Source organism: Brachybacterium netajii (SeqCode) (assembly GCF_054114245.1).
The window spans coordinates 135,952-154,085 of record NZ_JBSYXB010000005.1 but is presented as its reverse complement, the minus strand read 5'-3'; the positions used below and the strand labels follow the sequence as shown (position 1 = coordinate 154,085).

Here is an 18,134-nt window from a genome sequence, read left to right as displayed (position 1 = left end):
AGGGGGCGCTGTCGTTCGATCCGCCACAGTGGGCGGTCGAAATGTCACATCTGTCCTGGTTAGACGGAAGTTTCACGAGTCAACGACAGTGGCAGTATCCATACCGGAACGACGAAGATATCCCCCTGACGACCGATATTCCGAGGGGGACTACGGTGCAGCTGAGCGACCTGTCCGAGACAAGCGGCGTGTCCATCGCGTCGATCAAGTACTACCGGCGCGAGGGCCTGCTCCCTGCCGGGATCCGCGTGACCGCGACCCGGCAGGAGTACGACCAGCGCCACATCGACCGCCTGCGCCTGATCCAGGTGCTGCGCGATGCCGCCGACGCGCCCATCCAGCGCATCGCACGCCTCACGGCGATCCTCGACGACCCCGCCCGCCCGCTCCTCGACGCCATCGGCGACGCCCATGCGATCGCCCTCGGCATCGAGGACGACGGCCATCCGTCGGCCCCGACGGCGGCGCCCGCCGCGGCGTCTCCGATGGGCGGGGCGAGCACGTCGGGAGACGAGGACGAGGAGCGCGACGACGGCGACGAGAGCGAGGCGGGCGAGCATCCGCTGATCGCCCCGCTCCTGGAGCGCCTGGGCTGGCCCGACATCGACACCGCGCCGCGGCGCGCCCTCGACTCGACGCTGCGTCTGCTGGAGTCCTGGAACCTAGAGCACATCGAGGAGGAGCTCGAGCGCTATGCGCAGCCGATGGCCGACATCGCCCGCGGGGATCTCGAGCAGCTCCGACGGATGCCGGTCGGCCTCGAGAACGCCCTCGGCGAGGGCGGAGCCGCAGGCGCGGGGGACGCCGCGGGCGAGGGCGGCGCCTCGATGCCGTCCGACGATGCGGTGGTGCTGCGCGTGGTCGCGGGGACCATCGGCTTCGATCGGCTCCTGCGCGCTCTGCGCTTCCTCGGCCACGCCTCCCTCGTCCACACCACCTTCAACGACGTGGAGGGCTTCCGCAGCCCGCGGCCCTGAACCGTCGGCCTGTGCAAGACCTCCACAACTCGGGGACGACTCCTCCTCCCCGCCCCTGACCTGCGGGGATGCCTCTCATTCGGCGCTTTCCAGTCCTCTGATCCGGCGTACGGGGTCGCGATCTCCCGCCCTCTCAGCACCTTGCCAGGATCAGCACAGTGAACCCCAGGGGACGGTGGCTGTACTGATCCCATCGCGTCACCGGAGGACCTGCTGACTGAGGAGGAGGCAGGGTCCATCGATTCCGGGGACGCGGGGGAAAGGGATGGCCCCGGCTCGTGGGGACGAGCCGGGGCACTTTCCTGTTCGGGCGCGTTCCTGATCGGGGCCGCTCCGCGCCGCGCCGCGCCGACGACGGTCCCCGCACCCCAGGCCTCGCCCGCACGATGCGCACCGCGCGAGCGTTCACAGACGCTCGACAGGTCCGGCCCAGCGAATCCCGGGGCTCGACCTGTCTACTGGACTCATCGCATCACCGGAGGCCCCGCTGACTGAGGAGAGGCAGGGCTCCACGATTCCGGGGATGCGGGGGAAAGGGATGGCCCCGGCTCGTGGGGACGAGCCGGGGCGCTTTCACGTCCAGGGCCCCCATCCAGCGGCTCGCGCGCCGCGCTCACGCCCAGAGGCACGGCCCCCTCCGTCCGCCGATCCGCGGCGGGAACAGCGAATGAACAGGTCCGATACAGGGGTTCCTCGGGAACGTCGGGTCTACTGGTCTCATCGCATCACCGGAGGATCCGCTGACTGAGGAGGAGGCGGATCTCCACGATTCCGGGGATGCGGGGGAAAGGGATGGCCCCGGCTCGTGGGGACGAGCCGGGGCACTTTCCTGTTCGGGGGCTTTCACGTCCGGGGGGGGGACTTCCGCCTCCGGGCGCCCTCCTGTCCGCGACGTCGCCCGCTGGTCAGCCGCGCGCGGCGAGAGCCCGGTCGTAGGCGAGGCGCAGGCGCTCGAGGGCGGCTTCGAGGACATGGGTGGGGGTGGCGAGGACGACGCGCGTGAAGCCCTCGCCCTCGGGGCCGAAGATGGGGCCCTCGTCGAGGAACAGGAGGGCGTCGACGACGTGGATGCGCTCGAGCTCGTCGGCGCTGAATCCGAGACCGCGCAGGTCGAGCCACTGCAGGTAGGTGCCCTCGAGGTCGGCGACGCGCACCTGCGGGAAGTGCTCGGCGAAGAAGGCCTTCACGAGCTCGTGGTTGCGGCCGACGAGCGCGATGAGCGCGTCGAGCCAGGGCTCGGCGCGGGTGTAGGCGGCCTCGGCGGCGATCGCGCCGACCGCGCCGGGGTTGTCGAAGCCGAGCGCGTCGATCTCCGCCCCGAAGCGCTCGCGGAGCGCGGGGTCCGGGACGATCGCGTTGGCGAGCTGGAGGCCGGCGATGTTGAAGGACTTGCTGGGGCTGGTCAGGGTGATGGTGCGCGCGGCGACGTCCTCGCCGAGGGTCGCGAGGACGGTGTGCTCGTGGCCGGGCTGGACGAGGTCGAAGTGGATCTCGTCGCTGACGATCAGCAGGTCGTTGTCGAGGGCGATGCGGGCGACGGCCTCGAGCTCCTCGCGCTCCCAGACGCGCCCGGTGGGGTTGTGGGGGCTGCAGAACAGCAGCATCGTCGTGCGCGGGTCCTTCGCCTGCTCCTCGAGGAGCTCGAGGTCCAGCCGCCAGCGGCCGTCGCGCTCGACGAGGGGGCTGCGGACGATCCGTCGACCGCTCTTCTCGATCGCGCCGAACATCGGATAGTAGGAGGGGGTCGGCAGGATGATGCCGTCACCGGGCGCGGTGAAGGTGCGGATCGCGATCGTGAAAGCGGGGATCACGCCGGGGGTGGTGCGGATCCAGGCGGGGTCGACGTCCCAGCCATGGCGGCGCCGCAGCCAGCCGGCGACGGCATCGCGGTAGCCGGGGGTCGGCAGCGAGTAGCCGAGGATGAAGCCGTCGGCGAGCGCGTCGCGGATCGCTTCGACGATCTCGGGCGCCTGCGGGAGGTCGAGGTCCGCGACGGAGAACGGGGCGATCGGCTCGGCGCCCTCGGGGACGGAGAGGTCGGCGCCGAAGCGCTCGGCCGTGCGGTGCATGGCGATCCACTTGGAGGAGCCCATCGCGGTGCGGTCCACGAGGGTCTCGAAGTCGTATGCCGTCTCGTCCGCGGTCACGGGTGCCTCCTGGTCGGCAGGTCGGGGGTCGGGGGTCGAGCGGGCCGATGGGGCCGTCCGACGAATCTACCGGCGCGCTCCCCCGTCGGCCGGCGACGAGCGTCATCCGCGTTCACCCGGCCGGCGTCCGACGGCGGCGAGCGTCAGCGGCGCAGGTCGATGCCGAAGACGCGGCGGATCTGCGTGACGGCGTGGCGGGTGAAGCGGCGGTCCGAGGGCGTGGAGGCGAAGGGGACGAACAGGCCGGGGTGGTCGGGGTGGCTGACGCGGCCGTGGGTGGAGCCGGGGGTGATGACGAAGCCGGCGGCCTCCATGCGCGCCAGGAGCTCGCGCCGGCTCGTGGGATGGCGGGTGCCGCGGCCGCCGCGGGCGCTGGGCCCGGCCGCGGCGTCGGCGATATCGAGCGCGGGCTCGTAATCCTCGGGACGGACCGAGAGCGCATAGCGGGCGGAGAACGCGCCGATCACGGCGTTGTCGGCCCGTCGGACCTGGACGACGAGGTCGCCGCGCAGGAAGTGGTCGCTGGTGCCGGCGTCGGCCGTCCAGGCGTCCTCGGGGTCGGCGACCGTGAGCACGATCTGCTCGCTGCGGAGGTCGGGGACGCCGACGCTGCGGATCTGCTCCTCGTCGATCCGCAGCGGGCGCGGCTTCGGCCGCGGGTCCTCGGGGACGAGCGAGTGGACGGCGCCGACGGGCGGCGGCGCGGCCGGGCGGGGCAGCTCGACGGTGCGGGCGCGGCGCGGGAGCGGCGCCGAGGGAGAGGCCGAGGGCGAGGCCGGCACCGAGGGAGAGGCCGACGACCGGGCCGACGACGAGGCCGCACCAGCAGCGGCAGCGGAGCCGTCGGCGGCCGGGACGCTGCCGTCGGCGGACCAGTCCACCGGGCGCACGCGCCGGGACGGATCGGTGAGGCCGCCGAGCGCGGCGGGCGTCGGCCGGGCCGCAGCCGACGGCCGGGCCGCAGCCGACGGCCGGGGTCCGCGGCGCGGCGCGGCGGACGGGGAGGTGGGGTCGTCGGCGCTCACCCTCCGATGGTGCCATGCCGCGGGTCCGACGCCGGTCGCCGTCGCCCGCGCCGGGACGGGCCGCACTGTCGAAGCCGGGCCGACGTCCGCTAGGTTGGTCTGGCTCCGCGTCGCCCTGGACGCGGCCGCCACCGCCCTCGAAGGAGCCCCTGTGACCCGCACCGTTCCTCGTCCCGGCGGCCTCCAGCACAGCAGCGATCCCGGCCGTCGTGCCGGTCTGGCCCGCGGCGCCGCGATGCGCGCGGCCGCCGCGCTGCTCCTGCCGATGCTGCTCCTGGCCGGCTGCTCCGGCGCGTCCGACGACGGGGACGCGAGCGGGAGCACCTCCGCCTCCGCAGGGTCCGACGGCGGATCGGGCGCCGTCGCCGGATCCGACGACGGCGGCGCGTCCTCCACCGACGACCCCGGGGCGAACGGCGGCGCCGGGGAGGGCCTCGGCGACGATCCCGCGTCCGACGGACCGTCGGCCGACGACGGCGCGACCGGCGGCGACGCCTCCGCCAACGTCGACCAGGAGCCCTATGCGGTCACGCCCGCTCCCGACGGGTTCGAGGGCCCGTCCGACTCCTGCACCGGGGAGGGCGCCTACTACGTGCGCGTCGGGGAGACCGCCGAGCCGGCGCTGCCCGAGCGCGACGGGGAGGCCCTGACGATCGGCGCGAGCGGCATCGACGACGGGTCCGCCCTGCTCACGGCCGCCGTCGGCGACGGCGCCCCGCGGGACGTCGAGGCGGCGAGCGTCGGCACGACCGTCACCATCGAGAGCTGGACGATCTCGGTGACCAGCGTCTGCGCCGATTCCGCGCAGATCGAGTTCGACCTCGTCGACTGACCGCCGACCGATCCGACCCCTGCGCCGCCCGCTGAGCAGCTCTTCCGACCATGCCCCGCCCCTCCGACGACGGATCCGCCATCCCCTCCCAGCCCGCCGCGCCCGCTGAGCCCGCTGAGCCCGCTGAGCCCGCTGAGCCCGCTGCCCATCGCTTCAACCTCGCCGCGATCGGCGCGGGCCTGCCGGTGGCCGCCTCGATCGACGCGCTGACCGCTGCGATCCGCTCCGGCGCCGCCGTCGTCACCGCACCGCCCGGCACCGGCAAGACGACGGTGGTCCCGCCGCTGGTCGCGAACCTGGTCACGGATCTCGCCGCGGACCCCGGCGTGGACCCCGGCGCGGACTCCGGGCCGCGCGGCACGACGCTGGTCACGCAGCCACGACGGGTGGCGGTGCGCGCGGCGGCCCGACGCATCGCGGCCCTCGACGGCAGTGCGCTCGGCGGGCCCGTCGGCTTCACGGTGCGCGGGCAGCGGCGGGTCGGCCCCGCCACGCGCCTGCAGATGCTCACGCCCGGCGTGCTCATGCGGCGCCTGCTCGCGGATCCGGCCCTCGAGGGCGTCTCCGCGATCGTCCTCGACGAGGTCCATGAGCGCTCCCTCGACACCGATCTGCTGCTGGGGATGCTCGCCGAGGTCCGTCAGCTGCGGGAGGATCTGCTGGTCGTGGCGATGTCCGCGACGCTCGACTCGGAGGCCGTGGCGACGCTGCTGGGCGGCGGCACGGGCGCCGGGCCCGGGGGCGCGGCCCCGATCGTCGACATCCCCTCCGCCCTGCATCCGCTCGAGATCGACCTCGTGCCCGGGCCCGGTCCCCGCCTCGACGAGCGCGGCGTGACCCGCGACTTCCTCGACCACCTCGCGCGCACGGCCGTCCGCGCCCGCGAGCAGGAGGACTGCGATGCGCTGGTCTTCGTCCCGGGCGCCCGGGAGGTCGACGAGACCGTCGCCCGCATCCGCTCGCTGCTCGCGGCCCCGGGCGCGACCTCGGGCGCGGCTGTCGAGGCGCTGCCCCTGCACGGCCGGCTCCCGGCCGACGAGCAGGACCGGGCGACCGCCGGGCGGCGTCCCGGGGAGCCCGCCCGGATCGTCGTGTCGACGTCGATCGCCGAGAGCTCCCTGACGGTCCCCGGCGTGCACCTCGTGGTCGATGCGGGTCTCGCGCGGGAGGTCCGCCGCGACCGCGGACGCGATATGAGCGGTCTGGTCACCGTCAGCGCCTCGCGGGCGGCGATCGATCAGCGCGCCGGACGCGCCGCCCGTCTCGGCCCGGGTCGTGCGGTCCGCGTCTTCTCGCAGGCCGAGCTGGCGGGCATGCCCGCGCAGTCCGCCCCGGAGATCACCACCGCCGACCTCACCGATGCGGCCCTCCAGCTCGCCTGCTGGGGCACGCCCCGCGGCGCGGGCCTCGCGCTGCTGACGCCGCCGCCGGCCGCGGAGATCGGCGCCGCCGAGGAGACCCTGCGCGCCCTCGGCCTGGTCGACGCCCAGGGTCTCGCGACCGAGGCGGGGACGCGGGTCGCGCGGATGCCCGTCGGCGTGCGGGAGGCGCGAGCGCTCTCGGCGGGGGCCCGGCTCGTCGGCCCGCGGACCGCCGCCGAGGTCGTCGCCGCGGTCTCCGACGACCTGCGGCCCGAGGGCGCCGACGTCGCAGCGCTGCTGCGCCGGCTCCGCTCCGGCCGCCACCCCGCCGCCTCCCGCTGGTCGCGGGAGGTGACCCGCCTCGAACGGATCGCCCGCGAGGCCGACGACGGTGCCTCGCGCGGCGCCGGGCCGGCGGGCACCGGATCGGCGAGCACCGGGTCGCCGAGCGCCGAGGCTCGAAGCGCCGGGTCGCCGACCGTCGGGGCCTCCGCCGACGACGCCGACCGGGCGGGTGCGGTGCTCGCCCTCGGCCGGCCCGAGCGGATCGCTCGCCGCACCGGCGAGGGCTCCCGCTCCTACCTGCTCGCCTCGGGGACCCGGGCGGCGCTGCCGGAGGCGAGCGCGCTGCTGGGCCAGGAGTGGCTCGTGGTGTGGGAGGTGCAGCGGGCGCAGGGGCGCGCGGCCGACGGCACCGGCGCGGTGATCCGGGCCGCCGCGCCGCTCACGGAGGAGGCGGCCCTCTCCGCGGGTGCGGGCCTGCTGGTCGAGGAGCGCGCGGCGCGCCTCGAGGACGGGGCGGTGCGGGTGCGACGCCGGCGGGCCCTCGGCGCAATCGAGCTGGCCTCCACGCCCGTCGCCGCGACCGCCGAGGACGCCGCCCCGGCGATCCTCGCGCATGTGCGGGCCGAGGGCCTGGGCGCGCTCGGGCTCCGGGCCGACAGCGGATCCGGCCGTCACAGCGGGGGCGCGCGGGCCCTGCGCGGACGCCTCGCCCTGATCCGCCGCGAGCTCGGCGATCCCTGGCCCGCGATGGATGAGGAGACGCTGCTGGCGACCCTCGAGGACTGGCTCGGACCGCAGCTGAGCGGACGTTCCGCGAAGAGCGCCGCCCGCCTCGAGAGCCTCGACCTCACCTCCGCGCTGCGCACCCTGCTGCCGTGGCCGGAGGCGTCGCGCCTCGACGAGCTCGCCCCGGAGCGCCTGGCCGTCCCCTCGGGGAGCACCGCCCGCATCGACTACCCCGACCCGGAGGATCCGACGGGTCGGCCCGTGGTCTCCGTGAAGCTGCAGGAGCTGTTCGGCCTCGCCGAGACCCCGCGCCTGGTCGGCGGCCGGGTGCCGGTGCTCTTCCACCTGCTCTCCCCCGCGCGTCGGCCGCTCGCCGTCACCGACGACCTGCGCTCCTTCTGGGACGGCCCCTACCAGCAGGTCCGCAAGGAGATGCGCGGGCGCTACCCCAAGCATCCCTGGCCCGAGGACCCCTGGACGGCACCGGCGACCGCGCGCACGACCCGCGGGAGCGCAGGCCGCGGAGCTCCCCGGTGATCGCCGCCTGGGACCGCCACCAGATCCCGCTGTACGTCGCGGCGATCGCGCTCGGCGCCGTCATCGGCCTCGCCGCCCCGTCCCTCGCGCCCGCGCTCGAGACGGCGATCACGCCGGTGCTCGCGCTGCTGCTGCTCGCGACCTTCCTCGGCGTGCCGCTGCTGGAGGTCGGGCGCGCGCTCCGGGACGTGCGCTTCCTGATCGCGCTGCTGGTGGCGGACTTCGTGCTGGTGCCGGTGATCGCCGCGGTCCTCACCCGGTTCGTCGCCGACGATCCCGCGCTGCTGATCGGGGCGCTGCTGGTGCTGCTGGCACCCTGCGTCGACTATGTCATCGTGTTCACGGGCCTCGCCGGCGGCGACCGCACGCGCCTGCTCGCGGCGGCGCCGCTGCTGATGCTCCTGCAGATGATGCTGCTGCCTCCGATGCTCGCTCTCCTCGCCGGCCCGGAGGCGCTCGCCGCCGTCTCGGCGGGGCCCTTCGCGGCAGCGTTCGTCCAGCTCATCGTCCTGCCGCTGGCGGCCGCGGGGATCGTGCAAGGGCTCGCCCGACGAGGCGGCTCCGCCCCGTCGGTCCGTACGTCGCGGGCGCTGGAGACGATCATGGCGGGCGCGATGGTGCCGCTGATGATGGCGACGCTCGCGGTGGTGATCGGCTCGCAGATCGCCGCGGTCGGCGGGAGCCTCGGCCCGCTCGCACGGCTCGTCCCGGTCTATGCCGTCTTCGCGGTGCTGGCCCTCGCGGCGGGTCGGCTCGTCTCCCGCGTCGCACGCCTGGACGTGTCGGCGACGCGCGCGGTGATGATGTCGGCCTGCACCCGCAACTCGCTCGTCGTCCTGCCGCTCGCGCTCGCCCTGCCGGCGCGGCTCGGCCTGGCGCCGCTCGCCGTCGTCCTGCAGACGCTCGTCGAACTGGTGGCGATGGTGATGCTGGTCAGGGCGCTGCCGCGCATCGCGCCGTAAGGGGAGGCGACCCCGACGGCAATCCCGACACGGGCCCATGAGGCCCCGACCCCGCACGGCCACGTCGGCCGCCGGTCCGGTGCCGCGCCTCACCCGCCCGCCGCCGCCACCCCGCCGGCCACGGCGGTCGCCGCGACGAGCGCCGCCGCGGTCTGGTCGATGATCGCGCGCAGCGCCGCCGCCGTCGGGTCGTCGATGCGGAAGCCGTCGACCACCCGCTCGAGCTCGCGCCGGCTCATCGCGCCGATCTCATCGCGGAGGATGCGATGCCCGATGCGCTGGGCGAGCAGGAGCTCCAGCAGGATCGCGTCCTGGACGCTCGCGGACGCGGGCTCCGCGATCGCCCTCGCGAGACGCCGGCGCAGAGCCTGCTCGAGCCCCGGGTCCGCCGTCGGCCAGGACGTCAGGAACCATCCGTCCTTGCGGCGCACCGCGCCCGCCGCCGCGAGCTCGTCCCCGATGACCTCGGTGAGGTCCAGCAGACGCGAGGACAGCGCCCCGCGCAGGCGCGGCGAGTTCAGGTCGACGAGACCCTCGAGGGCGGCGTCGAGGACGGGCTCGCCCGTCGGCGAGGCGTCGAGGACCTCGACGCGCGGACTGCGGGCCTCGTCGAGGCGGATGCGGTCGCGCAGCGCCAGCTCCGCGACCGCCGCGGCGGCGAGGGCGAGGCGCCGGAACTGCGTGGAGTCCTGGCGACCTGCATCGTTGGTGAGCAGGAGGAACAGCTCCCCGGGGATGATCGTCGACGTGCTCATGCCTCCAGTGTCGCGCGCGGACGGGACGCGCGGGCGGCGGCCCGTAGACTCGCCGGGTGCAGTGCCATCATTTCGACGCCGGGGAGTGCCGTTCCTGCACCCTCCTGGCGATCCCCCACGACCGCCAGGTGGTCGAGGGGCGCGCCCGCGTCGAGACGCTCCTCGCCCCGTATCTCGCCGGCGCCTCGTCGGCCGACGGGTCCGTCTGGGACGCGCCGATCGTCGGCCCCGAGGCGGGCTTCCGGGCGCGCGGGAAGATGGCCGTCGCGGGCACGGCGCAGGCGCCGGTGCTGGGCCTGCCCGGGCAGCCGACGACCGCCGACCTCAGCGACTGCCCCCTCTACCCCGCGGGCGTCGAGGAGGTCCTCGAGGGCGTGAAGGCGCTCGTCCGGCGCGCGCAGGTGCCGCCGTACGACGTGGCCCGACGCCGCGGCGAGCTCAAGAACGTGCTGGTCACCGCCTCGCCCGACGGTGAGCATGGGGTGCGCCTGGTGCTGCGCAGCGACCGGGCGCTGGAGCGGATCCGCGAGCATCTGCCGCGCCTGCTCGCCGCGCACCCGTCGATCGTCGCGGTCAGCGCGAACCTGCATCCGGACCATACGACCCGCGTCGAGGGCGAGCAGGAGATCCCGCTCGCGGGCGCCGCCTCGATCGCGATCCGCACCGGGGACGTCACCCTGCAGGCCCGTCCGCAGTCGTTCCTGCAGACCGACACGGTCGTCGCCGGGGAGCTCTACCGCCGGGCCGCCGCCTGGGTCGCCGAGATCGCAGAGGTCGCCGAGATCGCCGAGATCGCGCAGCAGCGCGCCGCGGACGCGGACCCCGGCACCGCATCGGCCGCGCCGCTCCGCCTGTGGGATCTGTACTGCGGTCTCGGCGGCTTCGCCCTGCACATCGCCCGCGCGGTCCCGTCGGCGCAGGTCACGGGCGTGGAGGTGTCGGAGCAGGCGATCGACGGCGCGCAGGAGGCCGCGGCGGCGATGACCGCCGCCGGCGAGCTCGCGCCCGGCGCGGCACCGACCTTCCTCGCCGACGACGCGACCGCCTGGGCGATCCGCGAGGCCGGAGACTCCCCCGCCGGCCCGCCGGACGTGGTGGTCGTGAACCCGCCGCGGCGCGGGATCGGCGAGCGCCTCGCCGCCTGGCTCGAGGGCTCGGGGATCCGCGATGTCGTCTACTCGAGCTGCAATCCGGCGACGCTCGCGACGGACCTGCAGGCCATGCCGTCGCTGCGGATCGTGCGGGGCGCCTATGTCGACATGTTCCCGCACACCGAGCATGCTGAGGTGATCGTCCGCCTGCGCAGGATCGATCCGTCGGCCCCGCAGGAGCCCGCGACCCGTCAGGAGCCGTGATGACCCCGTCCCCCGCGTCCCAGCTGCGCGATGTCCGCCGACGCGTCCTGACCGAGGGCGGCGGGAGCATCGTCGCCCTCGACCAGGAGCTGTCCGCCGCCGCGGTCGACGTGTGGGCGGCGCTCACCGATCCCGACCGGCTGGCCTCCTGGTTCCTCCGGCCGACGGGCACCCTCCGCGAGGGCGGGCGCTTCGCGCTGGCCGAGATGGGGGTGAGCGGACGGATCGTCCGCGCCGATCATCCGCTGCGCCTGGTGCTGACGTGGGAGTCCGCGGGGATGCCGGGCAGCGAGGTCGAGGTGGTGCTGGGGCGGATGCGAGATCGGACGCGGCTGAGCCTGCTCCACCATCTCCCGCACGACGAGCACTGGGCGACCTACGGGCCGGCGGCGACGGGCTGCGGCTGGGAGGGCGCGCTGTTCGCGCTGGTCCGGCATCTGGCGGACCCCGAGGTCGACCAGCAGCAGGCCCTCGCCGGCTGGGCGACCTCCCCGGAGGCCGCGCAGTTCACCCGCGACACCGCCGCGGCCTGGGCCGAGGCGGACATCATCGGCGGCGCCGACCCCGAGACCGCACGCGCCCGCGCCGCGCGCACCGCCGCCGCCTATCTCGGCGAGCAGCCGGCCGGAGACCCGGCGGCTCGTCCGTCCGACGACCCGGCGGCTCAGCCGTCCGACGCCCCGACCGAGGAGCCCCCGACCGCATGACCCCACCGCGCCCCCGCGTGCTGCTGCTCTCCACCGGCGGCACGATCTTCATGCATCAGGACGCCTCGGGCGGCAGGGCCGCGCCCGACGACGCCGCCGGCGCCGACCTCGCCCGCTCCCTCGTCGACGGCATCGCGGTCGAGCATCGGGAGGTCGCGAACGTCGGCTCCTCCTCGATCCTCCCCGAGCATCTCGCCCGCGCGCTCGCGCAGGCCCGCCGGGCCGTGGACGAGGGCGCCGCGGGGGTCGTCCTCAGCCATGGCACCGACACCCTCGAGGAGTCCGCCTTCCTGCTGAACCGGCATTGGGAGCGCGAGGCGCCGCTCGTGCTGACGGGCGCGATGCGTCCGGCGAACGCGCCCGGGGCCGACGGGCCCGCGAACCTCCGCGACGCCGTGCGCACCGCGGCGGCGCCGTCGGCCCGGGGCCTGGGCGTGCTGGTGGTGCTCGACGCGTTCGTGCACCTCGCCGACCGGGTCGGCAAGGCCTCCTCCCGCTCCATCGGCGCCTTCGCCTCGGAGCCCTCGGGGCCGGTCGGCCTGGTCGACGTGGCCGACGGGGCCGACGTGCGGCTCCTCTACCGGCCGCTCGCGCGCCCTGCCGTGATCGGCGGGGACCTCCCGGCCGTGCTGCCGCGGGTGCCGATGCTGATGGCGGGGATCGGCGAGGAGCTCGCCCTGCTCGACGCCCTCCCCGCCGGGAGCCTGGACGGGCTGGTCGTCGCGGGCACGGGCGTGGGGCATGTGGCGGCGCCCGCGGTCCCGCGGCTGCGCTCGCTCGTGGACGCGGGCGTCCCCGTCGTCGTCGCGACCCGCGTCGCCCGCGGCGGCACCTCGACCCACCACTACGACTATCCGGGCAGCGAGGTCGACCTGATCGCGAACGGCGCGGTCATGGCCGGGGCGCTCCCGGCGCAGAAGGCGCGCCTGCTGCTGCAGGCCCTGCTCGCCGACGGCGCGGACCCGGGCCGGGTCCGCGCCGAGTTCGCGCACTACGCGTACTGAGAGGTCCGTGCGTCGGCCGGACCCGGCTCGCGCGGCCGCGGGGCCGGGCCTCGCGCAACCGCGGGGCCGGGCCGACGTCTCAGGCCGCCGGGACCGGGGCCTCGGCCCGCAGCATCTCCTCGACGACGGCGCCGTCGGCCGCGGGGATCTCGAGCCCCAGCAGACGGGCGAAGGTGACCGCCTCGTCGGTGATCGTGCAGCGGGTGAAGCGCACGCCCTCGGCGATGTCGGGCCCGCACATGGCGAAGACCGGCTGGATGTCCTGCTCGGGGAGGTGCCCGTGCTGGCTCAGCAGGGAGCCGTAGTCGGCGTCGAGCCGGCCGTACTGCGCGCGCCCCTCCCAGAGGTGCTGGATGATGGTGCCGGCGGTGCCCTCGAGGACGCCGAGGAAGGGACCGAGGTAGCCGTAGTCCTCGAACATGTCGTCGAGGGGGCGGAAGGCGTCGACGGGGACCTCGGGGTCGTCGACCCAGCGCTCGACGAGCGCGAGGACCCGCGCGCGGGCGGCGCCGTCGGCGAGGGGGCTGATGTGCAGCAGCCCCGTGAGGCCGCTGCCGTGGACCCAGGCGTCCCAGTCGGCGACCTCGCCGCTCTCGTCGAGGCGCACGAGGCCCTCCTCGACCAGCAGCACGTTGGGCCGGAAGCTGCGGCCGACCTCCGCATGCCCGTGGTCGGAGACGATCGCGATGTTGGTGGTGTCCGCGAGGCCGGTCTCGTCGAGGGCCGCGAGGATGCGGGTGATCCCGCGGTCGACGCCCTGGAAGGCCTCGCGCACCTCGTGGCTGAAGCGGCCGGTCGTGTGACGGGCGGAGTCGACGCCGGCGAGGTGGACGAACAGCAGGTCCGGGGCCTCGCGGCGGATCATGTCGACGGCGACGTCGACGACGAAGCGGTCGAAGACCGGCCCGCCGTCCCAGCCGATGCGGCCGCTGTGGCGGTCGACGTAGGGGCGCCCGCGGTCCGAGCAGGCGTCCCGCAGCAGGCCGAGGGTCTCCGAGAGGCCGTCCGGATCCCAGATCTCGGGGACGGCGAGGTCGATCGACTCCGACCAGCCGGTGACGGGCCAGCCGACGGCGGCGCTGACCAGGCCGGCCTCGGCGGCGAGGTCGAAGAGCGTGGGCGCGGTGACCGCGCGGGAGTCCCAGAACCAGTCGGGACGGCGGGCGCCCGGCTGCACCGGCTCGTTGGCGTAGACCCCGTGGCCGGCGGCGAAGCGGCCCGTGGTCTGCGAGGTGTGGTTCGGGTACGTCACGGTCGGGTAGATCGACTCGGCGCTCCCCCAGGCTCCTTCGAGGACCCGGGCGAAGCCCGGCAGCGTGCTCGCGAAGGGCACGTCGACGGCGCTCATCCCGTCGACCGAGACGACGATCAGGCGGCTCATCGACGAGGACGAGGACGGGGTCGGGGTCGAGGACATGGCGTGCTCCTGGGGCCGGAGGGCGCGGGAGCCGGGCGGCTCCCGACGACGACAGCGCCGACGGGGAGCGCGGTCGTCCCCGCGATCGGCATCGGTCGCCATGGCGGACACCGCCACGCTAGAGGCCTCGCGCCACGCCCCGGGGTCGCGGAGGTGAACCTCGCCCGAACTCGCCGGCCCAGCGCGTTCACCCCTGCCGTGCGCCCGACGGCGGGCGTCGGCGGGCATCGGCGGGCGACGGCGGGCGTCGGCCGGACGGGCTCCGACGAGCGGCCCGGCGCCTCGCGGATCACATCCGCGGACACAATGGCCGACCCCACTCCCCGTTATGACCCGCCGGGTGACAGACTGGACCCAGTCCAATCCAGTGATCGAAAGGTGCGATCGTGCCCGTTGCTGCTGACCCCGCCCCCTCCCTGCAGGAGTACGCCCACCCCGAGAAGCTGGTGACGACGCAGTGGCTGGCCGACCGGCTCGCCGCCGGCGACACCGACGGACTGGTCGTCGTCGAGTCCGACGAGGACGTGCTGCTCTACGAGACCGGACACATCCCCGGCGCCGTGAAGATCGACTGGCACCTGGACCTCAACGATCCCGTCACCCGCGACTACGTCGACGGCGCCGGCTTCGCCGCGCTCATGGACGCCTCCGGCATCTCCCGCGACACCACCGTCGTGATCTACGGCGACAAGTCGAACTGGTGGGCCGCCTACGCCCTGTGGGTGTTCGAGCTGTTCGGCCACCCCGACGTCCGCCTCCTCGACGGCGGCCGCTCCGCCTGGCAGGCCGAGGGCCGCGAGATGACCCGGTCCGACGACGGCATCCCCGCCGCGACCACCGGCTACCCGGTCGTCGAGCGCGAGGACGCCCCCATCCGCGCCTACCGCGAGGACGTCCTGGACTTCCTCGGCGGCCAGCTCGTCGACGTGCGCTCCCCGCAGGAGTTCACCGGCGAGCGCACCCACATGCCCGACTACCCGCAGGAGGGCACCGTCCGCGGCGGCCACATCCCCACCGCGCTGTCCGTGCCGTGGGCCCGCGCCGCCGCCGAGGACGGCCGCTTCAAGCCCCGCGCCGAGCTCGCGGCGATCTACCAGGACGAGCTCGGCTTCACCGCCGACGCCCCGGTGATCGCCTACTGCCGCATCGGCGAGCGCTCCTCGCACACCTGGTTCGTGCTGCGCTACCTCCTCGGCTTCGAGGACGTGCGCAACTACGACGGCTCCTGGACCGAGTGGGGCAACGCCGTGCGCCTGCCCATCGCCGTCGGCACCGAGCCCGGCGAGGTGCCCGGCCGATGACCGCATCGCCCGCATCCTCCGCGTCCGGGGCCGGCACGTCCGGCTCCGGCGCGTCCGGCTCCGACGTCGAGCTGCCGGAGGCGTTCCGGGAGCTCTCCGAGGACTTCCACGCCCTCACCGGGCGTGACCGCCTGCAGCTGCTGCTGGAGTTCTCCGACAGCCTGCCCGAGCTGCCCGCCCGCTTCGCCGAGCATCCCGAGCTGCTGGAGCCGGTCCCCGAGTGCCAGTCGCCGATCTTCCTGATCGCCGAGGTCGAGGGCACGGGCCGCGAGGCCGTCGCGCACCTGTTCTTCTCGGCCCCGCCGGAGGCTCCGACGACCCGCGGCTTCGCCTCGATCCTGGCGGAGACCCTCGACGGCCGCACCGTCGGCGAGGTCCTGGACACGCCCGAGCAGGTCACCCACGAGCTCGGCCTCGCCGAGGTCGTCAGCCCGCTGCGGCTGAACGGCATGGGCGGCATGCTCGCCCGCATCAAGCGGCAGCTCGCCGCCAAGGCCGGCCTCTGACCCGACCCGGCGGACCTCCGGCCCTGGTGATCACTGCCCTCGGGCAGTAGCGTGAAGAGTCCGGCGGCCGTCGCCGATGCTCCCCCGGACCGCTTCTCCGGATGCTCCCTGCGACGGCCCGACGACCCGATCAGAGGAGATGACATGGCTGACCTCGTATACACCATCCCTGGCCTCGGCACGGAGGATTCGCTGCGGCTGGTGGAGGCGCTGCAGGATCGCCTGCATGCGATGAACGACCTCCACCTGACGCTCAAGCATGCGCACTGGAACGTGACGGGACCGCAGTTCATCGCGGTCCACGAGATGATCGATCCGCAGGTGGCGCTGGTGCGCGGGTTCTCCGACGAGGTCGCCGAGCGCATCGCGCAGCTGGGCGCGTCGCCCGTCGGCACCCCGGGCCGCCTGGTCGCCGAGCGCGGCTGGAGCGACTATGCGCTGGGCAAGGCGAGCACGCAGGAGCACCTGGCGGCGCTGAACGAGGTGTACGAGGGGGTCATCGCCTCGAACCGCAAGGCGATCACCCTGGCCGGCGAGCTGGATCCGTTGACCGAGGACCTGCTCATCGCCCAGACCCGTGAGCTGGAGCTGTTCCAGTGGTTCCTCCGCGCCCATCTCGAGGGGTCGCAGAGCTGATCCGCCCGGCCCGGACGGACGTCCGAGGTCGAACGCCCAGGCCTGAGCGCCACGGAGGGCGGGTACCGTGATCGGTGCCCGCCCTCCGCTCATCCGCCGCCGCGACACCTGAGCCCCGATCCCCGACCCCGCCCCGACCCGAGGAGCCATCCCGCATGCCGATCGCCGCGCCCACGCCCGAGCAGCTCGAGACCCTGCAGGACGAAGCGGTGCGCTTCACCCGCGAGCTGATCCGCATCGACACCACCAACTTCGGAGGGAACGATCCGGAGACCTGGGGCCGCGGCGAGGCGGAGGCCGCCGCCTACGTCGTCGAGCGGCTGCGCGAGGTCGGTCTGGAGCCGCGCACCTTCGACTCCGCGCCGACCCGCACCAGCGTGATCGTCGAGATCCCCGGCGAGGCGTCGGCCGACGGGGCCCGCGGGGCCGACGGAGTCGATGGAGTCGATGGAGTCGATGGAGTCGATGGGGCCGGCGAACCGCGCGGCGGGCTGATCATCCACGGGCACCTCGACGTGGTCCCGGCGCGCGCCGAGGACTGGTCGGTCGACCCGTTCTCCGCGGAGCTCCGCGACGGGATGATCTACGGCCGCGGCGCCGTGGACATGAAGGACATGGTCGGGATGATGCTGGCGCTCGCACGGCATCTCGCCCGCACCGGTCAGCGTCCGCCGCGGGATCTGCTGTTCGCCTTCTTCGCCGACGAGGAGAACGGCAGCGTCTGGGGCGCGCAGTGGCTCGTGGACCATCACCCCGAGCTGTTCGCCGGGTACACCGAGGCGATCAGCGAGGTCGGCGGCTACTCGATCACCCTGCCGGAGAAGGACACCGGGAAGGATGTGCGCGCCTATCTCCTGCAGACCGCGGAGAAGGGCCTGATCTGGGGGCGCCTGCGCGCCCACGGCCGCGCGGGCCACGGCTCCGTGCCCAACGACGAGAACGCGATCGTCCGCCTCGCCCGGGCGATCACCGCGATCGACGAGCACGAGTTCCCGCAGGAGTTCGTCGCGAGCGTGCGGGCGCTCTTCGACGGGGTCACGGAGATCACCGGCGTCGGCTGGGACGCGGACGACATCGAGGCCTTCCTGCCGCTGCTCGGCGGGGCGCGGCAGTTCGTCGCGGGCACTCTGCGGGACTCGGCGAACCTGACGATGCTCGAGTCCGGGTACAAGGTCAACGTCATCCCGCAGACGGCCGAGGCGGGCATCGACTGCCGCTTCCTGCCGGGGCATGAGGAGCAGCTGCTCGCCCTGCTGGAGGAGCTCGTCGGCGAGCATGTCGAGGTCGTCGTCGATCTCGTCGGCACCTCCACCGATGCGCCCCGCGAGGGCGCCCTCGTCGACGCGATGACCGCGGCGATCCAGGCGGAGGACCCGGGATCGCATGTCCTCCCCTACTGCCTCAGCGCCGGGACGGACAACAAGCCGCTGAGCACCCTCGGGATCACCGGCTACGGCTTCGCGCCGCTGCAGCTGCCGGCGGATCTCGACTTCGCGCCCCTGTTCCACGGGGTCGACGAGCGAGTCCCCGTGGAGGCGGTCCGCTTCGGCGCCCGCGTGCTGCTGCGCCTCGTCAGCACCTGCTGAGGCCGACGGCCGGTC

General features: G+C 74.7%; 15 protein-coding genes. 11 read left to right on the top strand and 4 right to left on the bottom strand.

Annotated elements, in window-relative coordinates; all coding sequences use genetic code 11:
* Nucleotides 1-155: 155 nt before the first annotated feature.
* Nucleotides 156-977, top strand: a complete 822-nt coding sequence (locus ACXET9_RS11385) for a MerR family transcriptional regulator (protein WP_457886710.1) — start codon at nt 156-158, stop codon at nt 975-977.
* A gap of 905 nt (nt 978-1,882) precedes the next feature.
* Here the strand turns inward: ACXET9_RS11385 and ACXET9_RS11380 are convergent.
* Together ACXET9_RS11380 and ACXET9_RS11375 are read right to left on the bottom strand one after the other, a co-directional pair.
* On the bottom strand, nt 1,883-3,124 hold the full coding sequence (locus tag ACXET9_RS11380) for a MalY/PatB family protein (protein ID WP_457886709.1): 1,242 nt from the start codon (nt 3,122-3,124) through the stop codon (nt 1,883-1,885).
* Nucleotides 3,125-3,267: 143 nt separating this feature from the next.
* Entirely contained in the window at nt 3,268-4,149 is an 882-nt protein-coding gene (locus ACXET9_RS11375; RefSeq protein ID WP_457886708.1) for a hypothetical protein, read from the bottom strand.
* A 151-nt stretch (nt 4,150-4,300) separates the two neighbouring features.
* On the opposite strand from ACXET9_RS11375, the gene ACXET9_RS11370 reads away from it, so the two are divergent.
* The 3 genes from ACXET9_RS11370 to ACXET9_RS11360 are packed head-to-tail and all read left to right on the top strand — an operon-like array spanning nt 4,301 to nt 8,852.
* A complete protein-coding gene (locus ACXET9_RS11370; protein ID WP_457886707.1) occupies nt 4,301-4,981 on the top strand; it encodes a hypothetical protein in 681 nt (226 codons plus the stop codon).
* A 50-nt stretch (nt 4,982-5,031) separates the two neighbouring features.
* Nucleotides 5,032-7,890 carry an ATP-dependent helicase HrpB gene (hrpB, locus tag ACXET9_RS11365; protein ID WP_457886706.1) on the top strand — a complete coding sequence of 953 codons (2,859 nt, stop codon included), beginning with the start codon at nt 5,032-5,034 and terminating at the stop codon, nt 7,888-7,890.
* On the top strand, nt 7,887-8,852 hold the full coding sequence (locus ACXET9_RS11360; protein WP_457886705.1) for an arsenic resistance protein: 966 nt from the start codon (nt 7,887-7,889) through the stop codon (nt 8,850-8,852). Before hrpB ends, ACXET9_RS11360 begins: the two co-directional genes overlap by 4 nt.
* Before the next feature lie 89 nt (nt 8,853-8,941).
* Here ACXET9_RS11360 and ACXET9_RS11355 read toward each other — a convergent pair whose 3' ends face one another.
* Nucleotides 8,942-9,607, bottom strand: a complete 666-nt coding sequence (locus ACXET9_RS11355) for a GOLPH3/VPS74 family protein (RefSeq protein ID WP_457886704.1) — start codon at nt 9,605-9,607, stop codon at nt 8,942-8,944.
* Between the two features lie 56 nt (nt 9,608-9,663).
* On the opposite strand from ACXET9_RS11355, the gene ACXET9_RS11350 reads away from it, so the two are divergent.
* From ACXET9_RS11350 to ACXET9_RS11340, 3 genes are read left to right on the top strand one after another with little or no spacing between them, the layout of a single operon-like run.
* A complete protein-coding gene (locus tag ACXET9_RS11350; protein ID WP_457886703.1) occupies nt 9,664-10,962 on the top strand; it encodes a 23S rRNA (uracil(747)-C(5))-methyltransferase in 1,299 nt (432 codons plus the stop codon).
* The gene (locus ACXET9_RS11345) at nt 10,962-11,669 is read left to right on the top strand and encodes an SRPBCC domain-containing protein (protein WP_457886702.1); all 708 of its coding nucleotides are present in this window, start codon (nt 10,962-10,964) and stop codon (nt 11,667-11,669) included. Before ACXET9_RS11350 ends, ACXET9_RS11345 begins: the two co-directional genes overlap by 1 nt.
* A complete protein-coding gene (locus tag ACXET9_RS11340; RefSeq protein ID WP_457886701.1) occupies nt 11,666-12,673 on the top strand; it encodes an asparaginase in 1,008 nt (335 codons plus the stop codon). The genes ACXET9_RS11345 and ACXET9_RS11340 overlap by 4 nt, the downstream gene beginning before the upstream one ends.
* A 79-nt stretch (nt 12,674-12,752) precedes the next feature.
* Here ACXET9_RS11340 and ACXET9_RS11335 read toward each other — a convergent pair whose 3' ends face one another.
* Nucleotides 12,753-14,090, bottom strand: coding sequence for an alkaline phosphatase family protein (locus tag ACXET9_RS11335; protein ID WP_457886700.1), 1,338 nt, complete (start codon nt 14,088-14,090; stop codon nt 12,753-12,755).
* Nucleotides 14,091-14,476: 386 nt separating this feature from the next.
* Here ACXET9_RS11335 and ACXET9_RS11330 point away from each other — a divergent pair, with 386 nt between their 5' ends.
* The 4 genes from ACXET9_RS11330 to ACXET9_RS11315 all read left to right on the top strand — a co-directional run bounded on the left by ACXET9_RS11330 (nt 14,477) and on the right by ACXET9_RS11315 (nt 18,119).
* On the top strand, nt 14,477-15,391 hold the full coding sequence (locus ACXET9_RS11330) for a sulfurtransferase (protein WP_457886699.1): 915 nt from the start codon (nt 14,477-14,479) through the stop codon (nt 15,389-15,391).
* Complete coding sequence (locus ACXET9_RS11325; RefSeq protein ID WP_457886698.1) at nt 15,388-15,897, top strand: SufE family protein; 510 nt, start codon at nt 15,388-15,390, stop codon at nt 15,895-15,897. Before ACXET9_RS11330 ends, ACXET9_RS11325 begins: the two co-directional genes overlap by 4 nt.
* 144 nt (nt 15,898-16,041) lie before the next feature.
* Nucleotides 16,042-16,533, top strand: coding sequence for a DNA starvation/stationary phase protection protein Dps (gene dps, locus ACXET9_RS11320; RefSeq protein ID WP_457886697.1), 492 nt, complete (start codon nt 16,042-16,044; stop codon nt 16,531-16,533).
* A gap of 155 nt (nt 16,534-16,688) precedes the next feature.
* Nucleotides 16,689-18,119 (top strand): M20/M25/M40 family metallo-hydrolase, encoded by a 1,431-nt coding sequence (locus tag ACXET9_RS11315; RefSeq protein WP_457886696.1) that lies wholly within the window; start codon nt 16,689-16,691, stop codon nt 18,117-18,119.
* The last annotated feature ends 15 nt before the right edge of the window (nt 18,120-18,134 follow it).

What these genes read in the sequence shown, in the direction of transcription:
- hrpB (WP_457886706.1), top strand. Translation starts at nt 5,032, where the DNA reads ATGCCCCGCCCCTCCGACGACGGATCCGCCATCCCCTCCCAGCCCGCC.
- ACXET9_RS11355 (WP_457886704.1), bottom strand. Translation starts at nt 9,607, where the DNA reads ATGAGCACGTCGACGATCATCCCCGGGGAGCTGTTCCTCCTGCTCACC.
- ACXET9_RS11345 (WP_457886702.1), top strand. Translation starts at nt 10,962, where the DNA reads ATGACCCCGTCCCCCGCGTCCCAGCTGCGCGATGTCCGCCGACGCGTC.
- ACXET9_RS11340 (WP_457886701.1), top strand. Translation starts at nt 11,666, where the DNA reads ATGACCCCACCGCGCCCCCGCGTGCTGCTGCTCTCCACCGGCGGCACG.
- ACXET9_RS11335 (WP_457886700.1), bottom strand. Translation starts at nt 14,090, where the DNA reads ATGTCCTCGACCCCGACCCCGTCCTCGTCCTCGTCGATGAGCCGCCTG.
- ACXET9_RS11325 (WP_457886698.1), top strand. Translation starts at nt 15,388, where the DNA reads ATGACCGCATCGCCCGCATCCTCCGCGTCCGGGGCCGGCACGTCCGGC.
- dps (WP_457886697.1), top strand. Translation starts at nt 16,042, where the DNA reads ATGGCTGACCTCGTATACACCATCCCTGGCCTCGGCACGGAGGATTCG.
- ACXET9_RS11315 (WP_457886696.1), top strand. Translation starts at nt 16,689, where the DNA reads ATGCCGATCGCCGCGCCCACGCCCGAGCAGCTCGAGACCCTGCAGGAC.